Genomic DNA, 18,441 nt, shown 5'->3' with positions numbered 1-18,441 from the left:
GCTGGCTACTCTTCACGTGCCTTGCGCTGCGGGCAAGTAAAAAATGACACAACTCGTTTCGGTCTGGGATAGTTTCGCCGTGATAGCCATCACGCGGCGGATGCGATGTCAGGGATTGTGGTGGCGCGCTTGTGAGGGGGAACGATGAGCATTATCAGTGAGCTGTTGGGAGCGCTGGGGCTGACCGCGACCGGCTCGGAATCGCAGGCGAGCATCCCGCGCGTGGAGGGCTGCCGCAGCATCGTCATCGAAGGCATCTCCGCGGAGGATGGCGCCCCGGAAGAGATTGGCCTGGTGCAGGAGTTGAAGCGGCTGTGGTCGGAGCTGTTGGCCAGGTACCCCCAGCGCAAGAAGCGCATCGAAGAAGCCATTGCCGTGCACGGCAACGCCCCCGAGGTCCAGGCGGTGCTGAACTCGCTGCTGGCTCGCTGGGCCAAGGAGATGGCCAACGAGGAGTTCGACCCCATTACGGACGAGTATCAGCAGATGCAGACGCTGGTGACCCAGGACCTGGAGGACTTGGCGAAGCTGCCCCTCAAGGGCAACAGACTCCAGGTGGCCACGCAGCGGGAAGTGATTGCCGTGCTCAAGAACCCGCAGGAGTTCCACTCGCGGTTCAACACCTTCGTGCGCCGCCGCAGGATGCTGGAGGAGGAGAAGGAGGAGTACATCCGGTTCGACAACTTATTCCTCGACCTAAACGCGCCCTTTCCCATCGTCAGGGAGATCTTCTCGAAGTTCACCCACGTCCAGTTCACGGTGGCGGACCTCAAGGCGTTCATCTCCCAGGAGAGCGGCGACCTGACGCGCAAGGACGTGTGGGGGCTCCAGGACAAGCGGCGGGGCCGGGTCACCAACGCGGGCCGGCCGCTGGAGACGGACCCCTACCTGGGCATCGCACAGATGGGGGATGCCGCGGTGACGCAGGCGAAGAAGTGGGCGACGGACAAGGGCCTCACCCTGAATCCACCGGAGGCGCAGCCGCAGAAGGAGCCCAAGTACGCCATTCCGCTCGCGGCGGCATACACGGTGTGGCTGGCGGAGCGGATGCTCAACCGGCTCCCCAACAACAAGCCGACGGGCGAGGACTTCAAGAAGTTCGTCTTCGCCGCCTACAACTGGGGGCCGGATAACGTAGTGGACGCGGCCGCCAACATCGCCGAGAGCAACAATACGTACACGTGGGCGGACGTGGCGGCCCGCGCCAAGCCCCGGCCTCCGCTGGAGACTCGGGAGCACATCCGTCGCATCTTCTACCGGCTCGGCTGAGGGCCGGCGCCAGGCTCACGGCTCCACTCCCTTCTCGATGGAGGTTGGCAGGCCACCGCCCACCACGCGCTCCAGCTCCGCATTCTCCCGGGCCGCTTGGAGGACCCCTCCGGTGAAAGCTTCCCATGCTTCACGGGCAGCCCGGTGGCGGGCCGTGGCGAGCTGCACCTCCTGAGCTATGCGCCGCTCCAGTGCCTCCAGGGCGAGCTGCGCCTGGGTGACTCGGGCACGGGTGGCTCCGCGCTCGGCCTGATTGCGGTTGAAGAGAGGAAGCGAGAGGCCCAGGGTGCCCTGGACGATGTGGGCGTTCTCCTCGCGGCTGTAGCTCGCGCCGAGTCTCGGGGTGGGAATGACCGCGCGGGCGGCGAGTCTCTGTGCCGCCTCCGCCGCACGCAGCTCCTCACGAGCCGCCAGCAGATCTGCCCGGTTGTTTCGAGCACGGGACAGCCACGCCTCCTCTGCCGTGGGGCGGACCTCGGTGGGCTCCAGCGTGCCTCGGAGGGTGAGGGGCTCGCTGACCTCCAGGGCCAGGAGCAGCTTCAAGGCCCCCATCGCCACCTGATGCCGGGTCTGGGCCGCCAGTCGCTCGCGGCGGGCACGGCCTGCCTCGACTCGCGCCGTGTTTACCTCGATGAGCGAGGCATCCCCCGTCCGATAACGCTCCTCGGCGGCCTGGAGGGCCTGTTCAGCCAGCTCCGTTGCTTCGGTGGCGAGCTGTACCTGCGCCAAGGTGGCCAGCCCCCGGCCGAACGCCTCGCGCACCTGTGCCACGAGCTGGACGCGCCGGAGCTCGAGCCGCGCCCCGGCGGCACTGCGCAGCGCCTGCGCCTCATCGCGTCGAGCCCCACGCTGCCCGCCTATCTCCACGGGCTGGGTGAGCGACAAGCCGTACTCCAACGTGCTGGTGCCGCCGCGCTGGCGCGGTCCGAGGGCCCCTTCCAGCTCGGGGTTGTTTCGCAGGAGGAGGCTTGCCTCGGACAGCCGAGCTTCCGCGCTCCCTACCTCGGCCTGAGCCGAGCGCACCTCCGGGTTGTTTTCCAGCGCCAGTCGCACTGCTTCGTCCAGCGTGACGGTGCGCTCCTGCCCCCTGGCGGGCACCGCCACGCACAGCACGAGCCCCATCACGGTCGGCCAGAAGGCCAGGCCTCGGTCAGACAGTGGCATGGGCCGGCTCCTTGTCTTCTTCGTCGGGGTCGGCTTCGGGTCCGCTTGCCTGCGGTCCTCCCTGCGTTCGGAGGGTGCCGCGACCCGCTGCTCCAAAAACCGAATACAGCACCGGCAGCACCAGCAGCGTCAGGACGGTGGAGGAGAGGACACCGCCGATGACGACGGTGGCCAGCGGCCGTTGGACCTCCGCGCCCACGCCCGTGTTGAGGGCCATGGGGAGGAATCCGATGGCCGCCACGGCGGCCGTCATCAGCACCGGCCGCAACCGCGAGTGGGCTGCCTCGCGGATGGCTTCCCCCAGGGCATGGCCCCGATCAAGGAGCTGCCGCACGCGGGAGACGAGCACCATGTCCCCCAGCACCGAAACGCCCGAGAGGGCAATGAAGCCCACAGCGGCCGAGATGGAGAAGGGCAGGCCCCGTACCAGCAACGCCAGCACTCCGCCCACCAGGGCGAACGGTACGCCCGCGAAGATGCGCAGCGCATCCAACACCCGCTGGTAGGTGAGGTACAGCAGGGTGAAGATGAGCGCGAGGGCGATAGGCACCACGATGAGCAGCCGCTCCTGTGCCCGCTCCAGGTTTTCGAACTGCCCGCCGAACCGGAGGTAGTACCCGGTGGGTCGCTCCACTTTCGCGTCCAGCGTCCGGCGTACCTCGTCAACGAAGCTGCCCAGGTCGCGCCCGCGAACGTTGGCCTGGATGACGACGCGGCGCTTGCCCCATTCGCGCTGGATGGTGGTGGGCCCGGACACCTCGCGGAGGGTGGTGAGCCGCCCCAGGGGAACCCGCTCGCCGCTGGGGGCGGCCACGAGCACCGTTGCGAGCTTCGTCGGGTCCTCTCGGTACTCCTCGGTGAGGCGCACGGCGAGGTCAAACCGGCGCTCTCCCTCCCGCACCTCGCCCACGATGTGCGTGCCCACGGCAGCCACGACGTCCAGCACGTCCCGGGCGGGGATGCCGTAGCGGGCGATGGCCGCTCTGTCCACCGTCACCTCCAGCACAGGCTGTCCCGTCACCTGCTCCAGGGTCACGTCCGCGGCACCGGGAATGGCGCGCACGAGGGCCTCCATTTCTCGGGCCTTGGCCTTGAGCACATCCAGGTCGTCTCCGAAGAGCTTGATGCCCACGTCACTGCGCACGCCGGCAATCATCTCGTTCACGCGCATCTCGATGGGCTGGAGGAAGGCCATCCTCATACCGGGCAGGTCCGCCAGCTCCGCCTTCATTTCCGCCACCAGCTCCTCCTGCGTGCTGGCGCGCTTCCACTTGTCTCGGGGCTTGAGGGTGACGAACACATCGGACAGCTCGATACCCATGGGGTCCGTGGCCACCTCCGCCGTCCCGGTGCGCGTCCACACCCGCTGCACCTCGTTGGGGAACCTGGCGAGGAGCACCTTCTCAATCTGTCCCCCGTAGCGCAGCGACTCGGTGAGAGACACCTCGGCGAGCCGCACGGTGTTGATGACGAGGGTACCCTCGGACAGGCGCGGGACGAACTCGCTGCCGAGCTGGGTGGCGGCGATACCGGCTCCCACCACCAGCAAGCCCGCCCCCACGAGAACGGCCCGGGCGTGGGTGAGCGCCCAATCCAGGGCCGGACGGTAGACGCGCAGAAGAAAGCGGACGAGGCGTGGCTCGCGGTGTGTTGCGCCTCCCTTGCGGAGTGCGAAAGAGGCCAGCACCGGCATGAGCGTCATGGACAGCAGGGCGCTTCCCAGCAGGGCGAAGATGACGGTGAGCGCCATGGGGCGGAAGAGCTTCCCCTCAACGCCCTCCAGGGCGAGGATGGGCAGGTACACCACCATGATGATGAGCTCGCCGAAGAGGGTGGGTTTGCGGACCTCCACCGCAGCGTCCCGCACCACCTCCAGGATGCTGCGCCCATCCTTCGCCTCGGCCAGCCGCCGCTCCGCGTTCTCCACGAGGATGACGGAGGAGTCCACCACGAGGCCGAAGTCGATGGCTCCCAGGGACATGAGGGTGCCGGCGATGCCAAAGCGCAGCATCGCATTGAAGGCGAACAGCAGGGACAGCGGGATGGCCGCCGCGACGATGAGGCCCGCCCGCCAGTTGCCCAGGAAGACGAAGAGGACGGCGATGACGAGCAGCGCCCCCTCCAGGAGGTTGGTCCGCACTGTGCGCAGCACCAGGTCCACCAGCTCCGTGCGCTCGTAGACGACCTCGACCTGTACGTCCCCGGGCAGGCTCTTCTTCACCTCCTCGAGTCGCTGGGCCAGTGCCCGCGTCACGACGTGGGAGTTCTCTCCCATGAGCATGAAGCCCAGGCCCAGCACGACCTCTCCCGCTCCATCCGCGGTCGTGGCTCCGCGGCGGATCTCACTGCCCACCTCCACCCGGGCCACATCCCGCACGCGCACGGGCACGCCTTGGCGAGCGGCCACCACCACGTCCCCCACCGCCTGGCCGTCCTCCAGCACGCCCACGCCGAGGACGAGGCTGGCCCCTCCACCGCGCTCCACCACGCCGCCGCCCACGTTGGCGTTGTTGGCCTCGAGGGCTCGGTACACGTCCCCCAGCGAGAGGTTGAACTGCTGGAGCCGCCGGGGTTCCACCACCACATGCCACTGCTTCTCCGCTCCGCCCCAGGCGTTGATCTCAGCCACGCCCGGCACGCTGCGGAGCTGCGGCGCGATGACCCAGTCATGCAGGGTGCGCAGCTCCTCCAGGCTCTTCGTCCTGCTCTTGACGAGGTAGTGGAAGACCTCGCCCAGGCCCGTGGCCACCGGCCCGAGCGTGGGACGCTCGATGCCGACGGGCACCTCCACCCGGCCCAGCCGCTCGGCCACCTGCTGCCGGGCGAACCACAGGTTCGTGCCATCGCTGAATTGAAGCGTCACCTGGGAGAGGCCGAACTTGGAGAGGGAGCGCATCTCCTCCAGGTGAGGCAGGCCCGCCAGCGCCTGCTCAATGGGGATGGTGAGCTGCCGCTCCACCTCCACGGGGGTGAGCGCCGGGGCCACGGCATTCACCTGCACCTGGGTGGGCGTGGTGTCCGGGAAGGCGTCGAGTGGCAGCGCCCGGAAGGACAGGAGGCCAGAGATGATAAGGGCCACGGTGAGCAGCAGCACCGCGCCGCGGTGCTGGAGTGACCAGTCGATGATGCGCGTCAGCATGACGGTTACTCGCCTTCCTCGCAGCAGCCCGCGCCGATGGACTCCTTGAGGATCTCCGTCTTGAGCAGGAAGGCTCCCGTGGTGACGACTTCCGCGCCAGGAGCCAGTCCCTTCACCACCTCCACCTCCTCCCGAGTGCCCGCGCCCAGCTCCACCGCGACGGGCTCGTAGAGGCCGGCTTCCTTCTTCACGAAGACGAGCGTGTGCCCCTCGGCGCGCTGGATGGCCTCGCGGGGAACCAGGAGCGCTTCATGCTCAGCGGCCACCTGCACCTTGGCCCGCAGGAAGAGGCCCGCCTTGAGGGAGTGGTCGGGGTTGGGCAGCTCCACGCGGGCTCGCACCGTGCGGGTGGCCGGATCCACGGAGGCTCCCACGCGCGTCAGGGTTGCCTCCCGGGCTTCACCGGGTACCCCGTCGAAGGTGAGCGTGACTCGCTGGCCCGCGCGCACCATGCCGGCGTCCGCTTCGGGGATCTCGAGCTGCGCCCAGAGGGTGGACAGGTCCGCAAGCTGGATGAGCACCTGTCCAGCGGCCACATGGCGGCCGGGGACAGCATCTCGAGCCACCACCGTGCCGCTGAAAGGGGCCTTCAACAGATAGGAGCCCTGCTGGGTTCCGGTAGACGCTCCCGCGGCCACCAGCGAGGCACGGGCCGCATCCCGCTCGCCTTCGGCCGCTGCCACCTCGGCCTGTGCCTGTTCCAGGTTCTTGCGAGGGCTGATGCCGCGCTGAGCGAGCGCCTGCTCTCGGGCAAGTGCAGCGCGTGCGGCCTCCAGCCGAGCCTGGGCCGCGGAGAGCCGTCCCTGGTCCGCTCCCACGGCGGCGGAGGTGACGGCCACGAGGGGCTGGCCCGTCTTCACCTCGTCGCCCACGTCCACGCGAACGTCGCTCACGAGGGCATCGCTGCGTGCGGAGAGTTGTGCGAGCCGGTTCTGGTTGAAGTCGAGTTGTCCCACCACGTCCAGGGTGCGGGCAAAGCGCTTCTTCTCCACGCGCTGCGTCTGGATGCCAGCCTCACGGGCCGTCTCCGCCGAGGCCAGCCGCACACGCGTGTTGGGCGGGGGGAAGACGGGAGGCTCCGCGCCCGCCGCCTTCACCCGCTCCGGGTGGCAGTACGGACAGACCGACTCTGGGAAGCCGTGCTCGCGGCAGTAGTCGCCGGCCTCGATGAACCTGGCCACCAGCTTCGGGTTGCACTGGGTGCACTTGGATTCGGGGACCGCATGCTCCTTGCACCAGTCCTTCGGGGTGGAGGCCTGCGCGGTGAAGGTGAGGCCCGGGTTGCATTGGCGGCACTGGGACTCGGGCAACCCGTGCTCCTCGCACCAGTCGTCCTGTGCCTTGAAGACGTCGATGAGATCGGGGTCGCACTTCGTGCACAGCTCCGCGGGCACGCCGTGCTCGCACAGCTTCACCGCCTGGGCGGCTTCAGCGACTGGCGCGGAGGGGGCGCCCGCATCGGCCGACTTCGAGGGGGACTTCTCCGTCTCGGAGGGCCTGCCGTCCTTCGAGCAGGCGAGCATTCCCAACGCGAGGAAGGCCGCCATGGCCATCGGGCCGACGCGGGCGGGCAGCATCTACTTCACTCCCTTCTTGGCGAGCTCCGGGTGGCAGATGGCGCACTGGGACTCGGGCCGCTCGTGCTCGGCACACCAGTCCCCCTTGGCCTTGTAGACGGCCGCCAGCTTGGGGTTGCAGCGGGTGCAGAGGGTCTTCTGCACGCCGTGATCGCACTTGGGCTTTTCAGCCTCGGCTTTGGGGGCCTGTTTCGGCGGGGCCTCCTCGGCCAGGGCGGGGAGGGCGGGGACAAGCAGGAGGGACAGCACCACGGGCAGGGAACGCAGCGAACGCATGGATGGGACTCCAGCCGCGAAGGCCCCGAGAGGCCACCGACGGCGGTGCAGGCCCCGCGCGGCATGCGCGGGGAGGTGAGGGGACACGGGATGAAGCGAGGACTCGCGCGCGTCAGCAGCACCCACGACGGGGCTCTGGACACACGTCTCCCGAGAAGGGCGGTCTCAGGCTCTCGGCGGTTGGAAGATGTCCGCGCTCACGCCGGAGGGAGCCGACTCGTGAATGATCGACAGCACCGGCTCATGTAGGAGAGCCGGGGCCGGCACATCCACCATCGGCAGGCTCGGGGCTGCCCGGAGCGGGCAGCACAGGCACATCGCACAGTCGAGTGCGCAATCCGCGCACTGCTCTCCCGTCTCCTCTTCGTCCTCGCACGCCACGGCCCCATCGCTGGCGAAGGCGAGCGTCTGGAAGACGCCCCCAGTCATCAGCACGAGCAGGATGGCAAGGATGCGCAGGAGGAGCTGCATCGGTTGTCAGGGCTTACTGGGGACCCAGCGGAGAGTCAATGCGCAGGAGCAGGCGCACGGGAGGGATGCTCCCGGCTCAACTTCTCCAGAAGGCGGCGCATGGCCTGGGAGTTCCAGTCCCGAGGGCCGGAGAAGCGGGCGACCAATCGCCCGTCCACCACCAGGATGCTCGCTGGGAGCGTGTCCACGCCAAACGAGCGGGCAACCGCGTGGCCCTCATCCAGGCGCAGGTGGAGCTCGGGGGCGGGCGGTCCTCCCAGGAAGGCTTCCACGGCCTGCAGGTGCGCGTCATGACTGAAGACGATGACGCGCAACCCCTCGGGTGGCTTCTCCGCCAGTTCCAGCAGTCCAGGCGTCTCCTCCCGGCAGGGAGGGCACCAGGAGGCCCAGAAGACCACGAGCAGGGCCTGCGAGGTCGGCGCGTCCGTCAGCGTGGGCGCGGCTCCCTCGAGCCGGATGTAGCTTGGAGGCGGCTCGGTCCGGCAGCCCGGCAGTAGCACCAGCAGGGCGGCCACGCTCGGGCCGATGATGCGCGTGAGAGCACGGAGGAGCGGGTGGAGCATGACCTTCCCGAGGGCCCGACTGTTCTATCTCAGATGCCACCCTCCCGGGGAGTGAGCGGGCTCTCCAGCGCGAAGCGGGCGATCTCATCCTTGCGCATGAACACCACGCCCGGCTGTTTCTGGGCGTAGGTGATGAACTCCTCCAGCACCTTGACGCGCGAAGGGCGACCGGCGATCCGATCGTGGGTGCTGATGGACATCATGCGCCGGCGCGTAGCGGCCTCGGCATAGAGCACGTCGAACTCGTCCTTGAGCTCGCGCCCGAAGGACTCGGCCGAGGCGTTGCGCCCCTCGAACTGGACAATGTCATTCATGCCCAGGGTATAGGGCACGACCGCGAACGGTTTGCCCTTCACGGGGATGAGGAAGGGCTCGTCCCGGCTCACGTCGTCGATGTGGTAGGTGAACCCAAGACTCTGGAGGATCTCCAGCGTGTGGGGAGTCCCTCGCATCCAGAACGCATTGAAGCCTACCGGCTTCGTGCCCGTGGCGCGCTCAATGCTTCGCACGTTGGCCTCATACGAGGCTCGCTCCTCCTCGGGGGTCATCGAGAACTGGGGCGTCCAGGTCTGCCCGTGGGCGGCGGCCTCGTGGCCTCGCTCGACGATCTCCTTCGCCAACTGCGGATGAAGGTCCACGGCCTGACCGACCATGTGAGACGTCACCTTGATGCGCTTGCGCTCGAAGAGCGCGAGCAGCCGAGGGATGCCCTCCTTGATGCCGTACGCGTACCACGTGGCGGCGGGTAGATCCGGGTACTTCGGATCGATGGGAGGGAAGGGGCTGCTCGCTCCCCGCTCGGGCTGTGCGCCCGCTTCGAACTGCATGGAGAGGGAGATCACCAGTCGCGCACCGTCCGGCCAGAACGGCCTGGAGGAGGAGCGACCGCCGCGCGTGGGGGACGGCTCTCGCGGGGCTGTGGGCGCCGGACTCGCAGCCAGTGCACCGGTGGAAGGGGCGCCCGCGATGAGCGATCCGGTAGCGAGCAGGCCCACGTGGCGCAGGAACTCGCGGCGCTCGGGAGCGGAGGGGGAGGGGAGGGGCAGGGGTTCAGGGTGGGTCATGACGGAGAGGGGGGCTTGCGTGTTTCAGGGCACCGACACGGCGTTTGTCGAGGAGACGGCTCGCGAGTGGCTTCGGGTTCTGGCCCACCAGGCATCGAGAGAGAGTCGGTTGACGTGAGCCGTCGCCATGAGCGCGGAGTAAAGGGCCGCGTAGATCATCTGCAGCCCCAGCGTCTCCCAGTCGCTCCGCAGGGCGGTGCCGAAGATGAGCGACACCATGACAAGGCCGCCGGCGAAGAGGGCGGCGCGCGTCAGCAGCCCGAGCGTGAGCAGCACGCCGAGGATGAGCTCGATGAAGGGCAGCAGCAGTGCGAACAGGCGCACCAGCGGAGAGGGAAGCCAGGTATGGGCGAAGAGCTGCACGAGGGCATCGGCGAAAGCTCCGGGGTTGCCGATACGGACCAGCCCATGCCCGAGGATGTTGATGCCGAGGGAGAGCCGCAGCAGGAAATAACCCGCCATCGCATTCGTGAGGCCGGGGACGGGGAGCGAGGTGTCTTCTGGGGATGTCGAGAGCTTCATGGCGTTTCTCCGGTGGGGAGGGGGAGGGCGGAACCGCGTCTCGTCCTCGCAGCCTCTACTTGCTCTTCCCAGCGGCGGCTGAGAACGTGGTCGCGAGGAAAGACGGCTGTGCCTGAATGGAAAAAGCAGGGTCCGGTGCTTCTCGAGGGGCTGATGCCCCTGATCGTGTTCGTGCGAGCCGTCGACAACCAAGGCTTCTCGGCGGCGGCACGGCAGCTCGGGTTGACCCCTTCCGCTGTGAGCAAGCAGGTGGCCCACCTGGAGGAGCGGCTTGGGACTCGGCTGCTCCGGAGGACGACCCACCACCTGAGCCTCACGGAGGCGGGAAGCATCTTCTACCAACACTGCCAGCGGGTGCTCGGGGAGCTGGAGGACGCCCGGCTCGCCATGGCGGCGCTCGCTGAGCGCCCGAGGGGCACCCTCCGCATCTCCGCGCCCACGGTGCTCGGCGAGGTCCACGTCGGGGCTGCCGCGGCTGCGTTCCAGGAGTCCTTTCCGGAGGTGCAGGTGGAGCTCGAGGCGAGCGATCAGGTGGTGGACCTCGTGGAGGATGGCTTCGACGCGGCGGTGCGGATCGCCGGCACGTTGAAGGACAGCGCCCTGGTGGTCCGGCGCCTCGCGGCCGAGGATCGCGTCCTGTGCGCGAGCCCCTTCTACCTCCAGCGCGCCGGCAGGCCTCGGACCCCAGAGGACCTGGCCCACCACGAGTGCCTCCTCTTCAAGCCCGGCCGGGTGGTGCGGGAGTGGCAGCTCCAAGGCTCCGAGGGCCCTCGGAGCGTGAAGGTCCAGGGGCGCTTCGTCGCCAACAACAACCTCGTCCTGCGGCAGGCGGCGCTGCTGGGTCGGGGCATTGCCAATCTGCCGCGCTACCTGGTGCTGGAGGAGCTGCGCTCGGGGGCCTTGGTGTCACTCCTCACCGAGCACCCGGTGACTCATCGCCACATCTACCTGGTGTACCCGCACCGCCAGCTCACGCCTCCCAAGGTGAGGGCTTTCGCGGACTTCCTCGCCCGCTACTTCCAACGCATCCTGGGCCAGCCCGAGACGCGGACGTGACCCAGGCTGCCGATTGTCTGGAGGGCAGCAGCCCAAGCAGGGACTCCAGATTCATCGGGTCTTTCCGGTTGCCGACCGAGCCCCGGCCTGTTACCTTCCCGCTCACTTTTGGTTGATAAAATAGTCAATCAAAGATGTCAGGGGGGGAGATCCATGATCCCCAACCCCAGACAACACCCTTCAACGACGGACCCCGCGCAGTACCCCCTACCCCTCTCGAGAAGGAGTTCACCGATGTCCGCCAACCCGACGAATCCGAGTGAGACCCGGCCCATGGCGCAATTCAATCCCTACGCGCCCGGGTTTGACGCGAATCCCTATCCTGCGCTCGAGAAGCTGCGGACAGAGGCGCCGATCTCCTACTGGGAGCAGGGGCGCGGCTGGCTTGTCAGCCGATACGAGGATGCCGTCGCCGTGCTCCGCGATAGCAAGCGTTTCTCACCCAACCGGGCTGATTGGGAGTTCGCCTCGGTGCTGGGCTCCGCCGCGCTGATTCCCGAGCTGGAGGAGCTGAACAAGAGCGGGCTGTTTGCCCTCAACGCTCAGGACCATGCCCGCGTGCGTAAGCTCGTCAGTCCGGCGCTCACCCCGCGCGCCATCGAGCGGCTGCGTCCGGAGATCCAGGCCATCGTCGACGAGATCCTCGACGACGTGGCGGCGAAGGGCCGGCTGGACGTGGTCAATGAGTTCGCGGAGCGCATCCCAGCGCGGGTCATCGGTTCCATGCTGAAGATCCCCAAGGGACGCGAGGAGCTGTTCCAGGACTTCACGAACGCGGTGGTCAAGAACTTCCTCCCCGGCCTGGTCGCGCCCGAGGAGCAGGAGATCCTGCGCCGACACATCCGTGAGGGGCTCACCCTGGTGGGGGAGACGATCGATGACCGGCGCCGCAACCCGCTGGAGAACGACATCCTGACGACGCTCATCCAGACGGAGGAGCAGGGGGACAAGCTCAACAAGCAGGAGCTGCTCTCGCTGGTGTCCGCGCTCATCGTGGGGGGCTTCGAGACCACCGTCCACCTGATTGCCTTCTGCGTGTACAACCTGCTGCAGCGGCCCGAGGTGCTCGCCCAGGTGAAGACCGAGCCCGAGCTGCTCAAGAACCTGATCGAGGAGGTCCTGCGCTTCGACAACTTCGGGAAGATGGGGATCGCCCGCTACACCCTGGAGGACGTGGAGCTGGGTGGGGTGCACATCAAGAAGGGGCAGATGCTGTTGCTCATGCTCAACAGCGCGCTGCGCGACGAGAGCACGTTCGACAAGGCTGATGTCTTCGATATCCGGCGCAACACGAACGCGAGCATCGCGTTCGGACACGGGGCGCACTACTGCATTGGGGCGAACCTGGCGCGGCTCGAGGTGCAGATCGCCGTGGGGACCCTGGTGCGCCGCTTCCCGGAGCTGCGGCTCGTGAAGCAGCCCTCGTTCGGGCCGCACCCCGTCATCCGTAGGATGGAAGCCCTCGAGGTCGACCTGCGCTCGCCCTCGGCGTGATGAGGATCCGGCGCCTCCCGTCGTGGAGGTCGCCTGGCAATGCGCTGTCCGGTGAACCCGGCCAGCGCATTGGCCGACACTGGCGGAGCGGACTGGGAGTCCATAGCCCAGCTGTCCGTACCTATTTGCTCCCCAGGCCCATACGCTGCCATCGTTGCGCACCGCGAGTGAGTGAGACTGAGCTGCAGCCATGTCTGTGACCCCGAGCAGCCCTTGCACTTGCACTGGAGCAGGGCGGTCAGTCATCGTGCCATCACCGAGTTGACCAACGCGATTGTATCCCCAGGCCCACAGCGTTCCGTCGTTGCGTCTCGACAGGGGAGTGGTGGCGTTGGGAGCGATAGACAGTACACCCTCTAGACCTTGCACTTGTCCGGGAACATCGCGGCTGTACGTGGTGCCATCTGCGAGCAAATAGTGGTTGACCCCCCAGGCCCATACGGTGCCATCCGAGCGCAGCGCGAACGAGTGGAAGTAGCCAGCGGCAACCGCCACGATATCACTCAACCCTTGCACCTGTACCTGTGCGACGCTGTTGAGGGTCGTGCCATTGCCTAATTGACCCCGGTCGTTGCTACCCCAAGCCCACACGGTTCCGTCTGAGCGGACAACCAACGAGTGAGATCCTCCAGCGGCCACGGCTAATCCGTTGCTCACCCCTTGCACCTGCACTGGCACGGAGCTGTTGTTCGTGGACCCATCAGCACGCTCGCCGGAGTAGTTGCTGCCCCAAGCCCAGACGGTCCCGTCCGTGCATACTGCGAAGGCGTGACTATAGCTGACGGTTACTGCCACGACACCCGTGAGCCCCTCCACTTGAACCGGCAAATGGCGGTCGATCGTAGATCCATCCCCCAATTGCCCGGCGCCGTTTTCGCCCCAGGCCCACGCGGTACCGTCTGTGTTCACTGCGATCGAGGAGCTGCCTCCAGCCTCCACACTCGCCACTCCACTCAGCCCTTGCACCTGCACTGGTACCTCGCTATCGGTTGAGGTGCCGTCTCCTAGTTGGCCATAGGTGTTTTCACCCCAGGCCCATACTGTGCCGTCGGAGCGCAATGCGAAAGATGAGCTCAGGGAGTGGCTGCTACCTGCCGAAAGGATGAAGAGGTGGGAGACTTCTCGGCGCGTGTCGCGTCACATCGCCAGGACGCGCTCTCCATCCCGTCGAGCAAGAGCGAATCCACAGCTCCTGGAGGACGCACCATGAAGAAGGAGATGATTGTCCGCGCATGGAAGGATCCTGAGTACCGGGCGCATTTGTCCGAGGAACAGCGTGCCGCGCTTCCGGAGTCACCGTCTGGCAGATCCCTTGCCGAGCTCGGCGAGGCGGAGCTCGCGGACATTTTTGGAGGAAACCATCAAATGACGCGGGAGCCGACCATGCACCCCCGCTGCTACACCGACGGTTTCAACTGTGATACGGCCATGGACTGCCTCTCCATGGGCTGCATCTGAACGCACTCTTTCGGCGCAGCGCCGCTGGGTTTCATGCGCCATCGAGCCGTTAGAGAGCCGGGCGCAGAACGCCTCCCCACCAGGACTCAGTAGCAGAGATAGTTGTCATGCCAGCCATGGGGGTCGGAAGGCTCGTTCCACTGCACGCACGTCTTTCCCGCGATAGGGCCGAGGTAGGACCACTGGAGGTTCAGCGTGCTCGTGCTCGGGACACAGACATCGTTGTCGTTCCAGGTGTTGGGATCCGAGGGCTCGTTCACGAGCGTGCACTTCATCCCGCTGATGGGCCCCACGGAGCTAAAGCGAAGCCCTTCAGCCAGCAAGGAAACAACGGGATGACAGCGCGTGCGGCGAACTTCGGGATGCATGATGGACCTCATCACCTGAGCGAGGTGTTTGTCGTCGGGTCCCGCCCAGGTGAGAGGAACCTTCTCATGGGCTTGAAAGGGGCACTGTGACGTCCTTCATGCCTCGGCGATGAGGTCGCTCACACCCCCCACTCGCGAGCACCAGCTTCGTCACCCAGAACGCGTCTGGCACCTTCGCCGCCGCGTCCTTCAGCAACCTGTCACGCAGCCGAGCCTCGGTCACCCAGACGCAGCCATTCGCTTCCACCGTGAGGTTGACGGGAGACTCCATGCCAGAGGCCAGCACTTCGATGGGCCTTGGGCCAGAGGCTTTTCCGAGCACGTCGATGCGCACCACGCGCCCATCGCCACTGTTCGCCGCACCCTCCAGCACGAGCAGCCGACCATCCGGCGCGAAGCGCATTCCATCTGGATTCTCGAGACGGCGCGGCAACTCCACTTCGCTCACGGTAGGGGTCGCTCCCTCGGTTGCCAGGCGCACGAGGAAGAGCCGGCCGGGCCCATACGTATTGATGGCGAGCGTCCGCCCATCCGGCGCCAGCGCGATGCCCGCGGGGCCAACGCCAGACATCCCCGCTGCCTTGGACGCGAAGCGGGCATCGGACACGTACGTCTCCAGCTTCTCACCCCCGGGACGCAGGTAGAGGACGGAGGCCCGCGTGCTATCCGTCACGTACAGGCCGCCATCGGAAGCGACGGTGATGTCGTTGCCCATGCCTCCCTCCGGCACGGGGACGATGCGCCGAACCTCTCCCGTGCGTGCATCCACCGCGAAGAGCCGGGGCGCACGCTTCCCCAGGGTGCCATCCGGACGCAGCAGTCCCATGACGTCGGGCGAGGTGCCCCACAACAGGCCGCGCGGCGCATCGAGCCTCAGACTCGTCACGGCGAAGACCTCCTCGGAGCCGGGGAACAGCACCGTCCATTCGCCTCCCGGGGTCCGGCGCAGGATGCGCCCGCTCGACACCGAGCCGACGAAGAGCGTCCCGTCCTCCGCGTGGGTGATGCCATTGGGGTACGTGAGGCCTTCGGGCAGCGGCAGCCGCTCGCGGTGGGGCCGTGCCGGGGTGAGGGGGACGGTGGCGAGCCGGAATGGCGCGGGGGACGCTCCCTTGTGCGAGCCAAACAGCTTCGCGAACTGGGACTCGGTGGAGAGGATGTGCCCATCCACGACGATGCCGCTCGTGGGCTCCGCCGAGGACTCCGTCACGGTCTCCAGCGAGGCGGACGCGCCCTCCACCGTGATGCGGGTGATGCGGCCGCCACCCTTGGGCAGGCCGTTCTCGAAGACGAGGAACTGGTCATCCCCCACGGTCCGCAACGCATCCGCGCCCTCCAGCGCACGGGGCAGGGACACGGCCTCCGGGACGCCGGCGCTCCCATCCGCCTGAATGGGAATGCGCAGCAGCCGCCCGTCAGCGAAGGTGACGAGGTAGAGAGCGCGGCCATCCCGTGACAGGCTCACCCCGTTCGCGTTTGCGGGCGCTCCGCCGAGCAGCGGGTGCCGGGCCCACTCCTCGAAGCGCGACGTCTTCGGGTCGAACCGCAGCACGCGCGGATTCGACGTGTCGGTGACATACAGCCGTCCCACCGAGTCCCGCGCGAGGTCATTGCAGTAGCCCCCGCCCGGCAGCTCCCACCGGCCGCGAGGTGCACCGGTGGCCAGCGTGAAGGCCAGCAGCGCCGTGGGCTTCACGGGCGTCTTCGTCACGCCGAGGTTGCCCGTGCAGGCCCACAGCAGCCCGGCTCCCTCGTCCACCAGCAGGCCCTGCACGGACATGAGGCCGCTCGAGCCGGGGGGAATGAAGTCCTCGGCCCTCGTTGCGCCGGGGCGGACCCGGACGATGCGGCTCTGCGTGGCGCTGCCGACGTACAGCGTGCCGTCCGGCGCGGCGGCGATGCTCTCGGGAAAGAAGCCATCGGGCAGGGCTGCGCCCACCGGAACGGGGGACGCGGCCGAGAGCAGCGCGGCGGTGAGGGCTCCCAGGACGTGCAGGCCACTCATCGCGCCTCCGTGGCCGCCCAGGGGCGGTGGCCGGCGAGGGCGTAGCCGCCATCGACCAGGACGTTCTGCCCCGTGACGAAGCGGGCACCCTCGGAGCACAGCCAGAGCACCACGTCCGCCACCTCCTCCGGGCTGCCGAGCCGGCGCGCGGGCGTGTGGGTGATGAAGGGACGCTGCGTCTCCTCCGTGGAGAGGCGGCGGAGCATGGGCGTGTCGATGATGCCGGGGTTGACGTTGTTCACGCGCACGCCGCGGTCCATGCCCTCCAGCGCCACCGCACGAATCATTCCGTCCAGCGCCGCCTTGCTGGCGGAGTAGAGGGAGGTGCCCGGCAGCGCGCCATGTGCCAGCCACGAGGAGTTGTTGACGATGGCCCCGCCGCGCCCGGAGCGCAGCATGGCGTCCACCTCGTACTTCATGCACAGCCACACACCGCGCACGTTGATGTCGAAGGTGTGGTCGAAGTCCTCGGCCTTCAGTTCATGGATGGGGGCGAAGGTGCCCTCCACGCCCGCGTTGTTGAAGGCGGCATCCAGCCGGTCGAATCGCTCGAGGGTCGTGCGGACAAGCCGCTCCACCTCGTCCACCTTCGCCACGTCCGTGGGGAGGGCGAGCGCCCGTCCTCCGGCCGCCTCGACTTGCGCCGCCACCGCGTCCAGCTCCGCGCGCCGCCGGCCCGCGAGGACCACCGTGGCTCCCTCGCGAGCGAAGGCCACCGCCGTGGCCTGCCCGATTCCGCTTCCGGCCCCCGTGACGAGGACCACCTTCTCGTGGAACGACTTCGAACCCTTCTTCGTGTCCGCCATGGTTGCACTCCGCGGGGGCTCGGAAGCACGCGCGGCCCGGATGGCCCTCGCGCTCTCCGATGCGTTCGGTGCACAAGTAGCCCAGGGCTTTCGTCCCATCATCGCGGGGCGCCGCACTAGACTCTTGCACCGCACGCAACAATGCGGAGGAGCAGGGCATGGAGCGCATGGCACTGAGGGACCGGTTGGAGGACATGCTCAGCTTCACGGCGGTGGCGCGGACGCTGAGCTTCGCGGACGCGGCGCGCGAGCTGGGCATCAGTGCCTCCGCCCTGAGTCGGCGCATTGCCCGGTTGGAGGACGCGCTGGGCACCGCGCTCCTGCGGCGCACCACGCGCCACGTGTCGCTGACGGAAGCCGGGACGCTGTACCTGGAGCGGTGCACGGACGTGCTCACCCGCGTGGAGGACGCGGAGGCGCTCGTCTCAGGCCTGGCGGAGGAGCCCCGGGGGCGGCTGCGGGTGGCCGTGCCCAATCTCTTCGGCCAGCTCCAGGTGGCGCCGCTGCTGCCGGACTTCCTGCGCCGCTACCCACGCATCGGACTCGAGTTCTCGTTCATGGACCGCTACGTGGATCTCGTGCAGGAGCGGTTTGACGTGGCCATCCGCATTGGCGCGCTCACGGACTCCAGCCTCGTGGTGCGCCGGCTCGCGACAAACCACCGACTCATCGTCGCGGCCCCCTCTTACCTCCGGGGCCGACGGCCGCTGGCGAAGCCGGAGGACCTCGCGCACCACACGTGCCTCTACTTCAGCCTGCTGACGGACGGTCAGGCGTGGAACCTCCAGCGAGGGGAGGAGCAGGTGACCGCGCGAGGCCGCCCGGTGCTCGTTGCGGACAATGCCGAGGCGTTGCGGCAAGCGGCAGTGGCGGGTTGTGGTGTCACGGTCCTGGCCACGTTCCTCATCGCGGAGGACCTGCGCGCCGGGCGGCTCGTGCGGGTGCTGGAGGGGTGGTCCGTGCCCGACACGGGCATCTTCGCGGTGCATCCGCCGGGGCGGTTGGTGCCGTCAAAGGTGAGGGCCTTCGTCTCCTTCCTCGCGGAGCGGTACGCGGGCACGCCTCCGTGGGAGCGGGTAGGGGAGCGACGTTCCGGCGCGTGAGGATTTCTGCCTGGCAGCCCGTCCTACGGAGAAGTTCATCCGTCCAACTGCTCCGTCTGTACTCGGCAGGGGGCTAGCCTGAGCGCCCCGGGAGGACGGGTGCTGG

Annotated in this window: 16 protein-coding genes and 1 pseudogene; 5 read left to right on the top strand and 12 right to left on the bottom strand. The window is 67.9% G+C overall.

Annotated elements, in window-relative coordinates:
* The first annotated feature begins 144 nt into the window (after positions 1–144).
* Positions 145–1,269: a hypothetical protein gene (locus tag F0U60_RS31355; protein ID WP_395805284.1), complete on the top strand. Its 1,125-nt coding sequence runs from the start codon at positions 145–147 to the stop codon at positions 1,267–1,269.
* A 15-nt stretch (positions 1,270–1,284) separates the two neighbouring features.
* Here the strand turns inward: F0U60_RS31355 and F0U60_RS31350 are convergent, their stop codons facing one another.
* The 8 genes from F0U60_RS31350 to F0U60_RS31315 all read right to left on the bottom strand — a co-directional run bounded on the left by F0U60_RS31350 (position 1,285) and on the right by F0U60_RS31315 (position 10,045).
* Positions 1,285–2,433, bottom strand: a complete 1,149-nt coding sequence (locus F0U60_RS31350) for a TolC family protein (protein WP_395805283.1) — start codon at positions 2,431–2,433, stop codon at positions 1,285–1,287.
* Positions 2,420–5,572 carry an efflux RND transporter permease subunit gene (locus F0U60_RS31345; RefSeq protein WP_395805281.1) on the bottom strand — a complete coding sequence of 1,051 codons (3,153 nt, stop codon included), beginning with the start codon at positions 5,570–5,572 and terminating at the stop codon, positions 2,420–2,422. The genes F0U60_RS31350 and F0U60_RS31345 overlap by 14 nt, the downstream gene beginning before the upstream one ends.
* A gap of 5 nt (positions 5,573–5,577) precedes the next feature.
* Positions 5,578–7,149, bottom strand: a complete 1,572-nt coding sequence (locus F0U60_RS31340) for an efflux RND transporter periplasmic adaptor subunit (protein WP_395805279.1) — start codon at positions 7,147–7,149, stop codon at positions 5,578–5,580.
* Positions 7,150–7,425, bottom strand: coding sequence for a hypothetical protein (locus F0U60_RS31335; protein WP_395805277.1), 276 nt, complete (start codon positions 7,423–7,425; stop codon positions 7,150–7,152).
* Between the two features lie 165 nt (positions 7,426–7,590).
* Positions 7,591–7,896 carry a hypothetical protein gene (locus tag F0U60_RS31330; protein ID WP_395805275.1) on the bottom strand — a complete coding sequence of 102 codons (306 nt, stop codon included), beginning with the start codon at positions 7,894–7,896 and terminating at the stop codon, positions 7,591–7,593.
* A gap of 35 nt (positions 7,897–7,931) precedes the next feature.
* A complete protein-coding gene (locus F0U60_RS31325; RefSeq protein WP_395805273.1) occupies positions 7,932–8,459 on the bottom strand; it encodes a TlpA family protein disulfide reductase in 528 nt (175 codons plus the stop codon).
* Between the two features lie 29 nt (positions 8,460–8,488).
* The gene (locus tag F0U60_RS31320; RefSeq protein ID WP_395805271.1) at positions 8,489–9,523 is read right to left on the bottom strand and encodes a polysaccharide deacetylase family protein; all 1,035 of its coding nucleotides are present in this window, start codon (positions 9,521–9,523) and stop codon (positions 8,489–8,491) included.
* 24 nt (positions 9,524–9,547) lie between these two features.
* Positions 9,548–10,045, bottom strand: coding sequence for a DoxX family membrane protein (locus tag F0U60_RS31315; protein WP_395805268.1), 498 nt, complete (start codon positions 10,043–10,045; stop codon positions 9,548–9,550).
* 153 nt (positions 10,046–10,198) lie between these two features.
* On the opposite strand from F0U60_RS31315, the gene F0U60_RS31310 reads away from it, so the two are divergent.
* Positions 10,199–11,101, top strand: a complete 903-nt coding sequence (locus F0U60_RS31310; RefSeq protein WP_395805266.1) for a LysR family transcriptional regulator — start codon at positions 10,199–10,201, stop codon at positions 11,099–11,101.
* Positions 11,102–11,335: 234 nt separating this feature from the next.
* Positions 11,336–12,595 (top strand): cytochrome P450, encoded by a 1,260-nt coding sequence (locus tag F0U60_RS31305; protein ID WP_395805264.1) that lies wholly within the window; start codon positions 11,336–11,338, stop codon positions 12,593–12,595.
* A 120-nt stretch (positions 12,596–12,715) separates the two neighbouring features.
* On the opposite strand, the pseudogene F0U60_RS31300 reads toward F0U60_RS31305, so the two are convergent.
* Positions 12,716–13,699, bottom strand: a pseudogene (locus F0U60_RS31300) (RCC1 domain-containing protein); the annotation flags it as partial.
* 102 nt (positions 13,700–13,801) lie between these two features.
* Here F0U60_RS31300 and F0U60_RS31295 point away from each other — a divergent pair.
* Complete coding sequence (locus tag F0U60_RS31295; protein ID WP_395805262.1) at positions 13,802–14,053, top strand: mersacidin/lichenicidin family type 2 lantibiotic; 252 nt, start codon at positions 13,802–13,804, stop codon at positions 14,051–14,053.
* Positions 14,054–14,139: 86 nt separating this feature from the next.
* Here F0U60_RS31295 and F0U60_RS31290 read toward each other — a convergent pair whose 3' ends face one another.
* The 3 genes from F0U60_RS31290 to F0U60_RS31280 all read right to left on the bottom strand — a co-directional run bounded on the left by F0U60_RS31290 (position 14,140) and on the right by F0U60_RS31280 (position 17,232).
* Complete coding sequence (locus tag F0U60_RS31290; RefSeq protein ID WP_395805260.1) at positions 14,140–14,421, bottom strand: hypothetical protein; 282 nt, start codon at positions 14,419–14,421, stop codon at positions 14,140–14,142.
* 64 nt (positions 14,422–14,485) lie between these two features.
* On the bottom strand, positions 14,486–16,426 hold the full coding sequence (locus F0U60_RS31285) for an SMP-30/gluconolactonase/LRE family protein (protein ID WP_395805258.1): 1,941 nt from the start codon (positions 16,424–16,426) through the stop codon (positions 14,486–14,488).
* The gene (locus tag F0U60_RS31280; RefSeq protein ID WP_395805256.1) at positions 16,423–17,232 is read right to left on the bottom strand and encodes an SDR family NAD(P)-dependent oxidoreductase; all 810 of its coding nucleotides are present in this window, start codon (positions 17,230–17,232) and stop codon (positions 16,423–16,425) included. Before F0U60_RS31280 ends, F0U60_RS31285 begins: the two co-directional genes overlap by 4 nt.
* Positions 17,233–17,390: 158 nt before the next feature.
* Here F0U60_RS31280 and F0U60_RS31275 point away from each other — a divergent pair, with 158 nt between their 5' ends.
* Entirely contained in the window at positions 17,391–18,335 is a 945-nt protein-coding gene (locus tag F0U60_RS31275; RefSeq protein ID WP_395805254.1) for a LysR family transcriptional regulator, read from the top strand.
* The last annotated feature ends 106 nt before the right edge of the window (positions 18,336–18,441 follow it).

Origin of the sequence: Archangium minus (assembly GCF_044360475.1) — a bacterium.
Lineage (GTDB): Bacteria > Myxococcota > Myxococcia > Myxococcales > Myxococcaceae > Archangium > Archangium minus.
The sequence above is the reverse complement of the archived record's forward strand: the minus strand, read 5'-3'. Positions and strand labels throughout refer to the sequence as shown.